General features: G+C 41.9%; 1 protein-coding gene. It reads right to left on the bottom strand.

What is annotated here, in order from left to right; genetic code table 11:
• A partial coding sequence (locus ADIWIN_RS02935) for a DUF1588 domain-containing protein (RefSeq protein ID WP_040756424.1) occupies nt 1–735 on the bottom strand: 735 nt, incomplete at both ends.

A 735-nucleotide genomic window follows, 5' to 3' on the forward strand; every position in this document is an offset into this window, starting at 1 on the left:
ACAATGATTTTTGGATAGGTTTCGCGCAAATTTATCTTTCTCTTTCATGAGTAAGTTTTTCAATTCTGCAGGTCCAGCAAAGGTTTCTCCTGAAATCAGTACACCTGTAGGATCTATCGGGGTACTTCCATAGCTATCTCTCCATTTTCCATCGGCCCCAAAATTTTCCAAGCCTAATCCAAGAGGATCCATTTTTTCATGACAGGATTGACAAGCTGGGTCATCTCGATGCCTTTCCAAAAGTGCTTTCAAGCCTAACTCTTCATGCAATGATTCATCTTCGGACAATTCAGCGACATCTGGCGGCGGTGGCGGTGGTGATGTCCCTAATATCTCCTCTAAAACCCATTTCCCCCTAAGTACCGGGCTTGTTCGGGTAGGCAACGATGTGACAGCCTGTACACTGCCTAATCCTAAAAAGCCTCCTCTGGAATTATTGGTTAGCATCACTTTTTTGAAATCGTTTCCTTCAACACCATCGATTCCATAATAGGTGGCTAGTTCTTCATTGAGAAAGGAATAATCACTATTGATTAGGTCAAGAAAATTTTTGCTTTCAGTCATCACATAATGGAAGAAAGAAGTTGTTTCTTTGAACATGGCCTCTCTTATAGAAGGTGTGAATTCTGGAAATCGAACCAGATCTGCCAAGGGTGCGTTGGCATCCTTTAATTTATTGATTCCCAACCACTGACTCACAAATGATTCTGAAAACCTCTCAGACTTGGGATCATC

Origin of the sequence: Winogradskyella psychrotolerans RS-3, from assembly GCF_000427335.1 — a bacterium.
GTDB classification, from domain to species: Bacteria; Bacteroidota; Bacteroidia; order Flavobacteriales; family Flavobacteriaceae; genus Winogradskyella; species Winogradskyella psychrotolerans.